This window comes from Paraliomyxa miuraensis (genome assembly GCF_026337845.1).
GTDB lineage: Bacteria > Myxococcota_A > Polyangia > Nannocystales > Nannocystaceae > Paraliomyxa > Paraliomyxa miuraensis.
Genome location: NZ_JAOVZF010000041.1, coordinates 1 through 310 on the forward strand (window position 1 = coordinate 1; position 310 = coordinate 310).

Sequence of the window (310 nt, forward strand, 5' to 3'; positions counted from 1 at the left end):
GTGCTGGTCGCTGCAGATGAACCGTAGCCACCGAGCTCGCAGCCCGAACCAGTCGAAGAAACCATCGATGCACTCCTTGGTGCGGTCCTGCCCCATCCACAGCAGCCGACGGCAGTGCGCGTCGATCTGGTAGACCACCGTCAGGTACTTGTGGCCGCGGTGCCACAGCACCTCGTCGACGCCAATCGCCCGAATTCCTGTCAGATCGCGGTGTTCCAGCCCCCATTGCGAATTCCGACGCGATCTGGGCACCCGTTCCGGCCGAACCTGGGCGCCTGTTCCGACGCACCTGGGCACGCATTCCGGAGCA

Annotated in this window: 1 protein-coding gene; it reads right to left on the reverse strand. The window is 64.5% G+C overall.

The features are described 5' to 3' along the window. Positions 1 to 297 (reverse strand): transposase (locus tag OEB96_RS46530; RefSeq protein ID WP_407674590.1); only part of this gene is annotated, 297 nt, incomplete at its 3' end. Between the last annotated feature and the right edge of the window lie 13 nt (positions 298 to 310).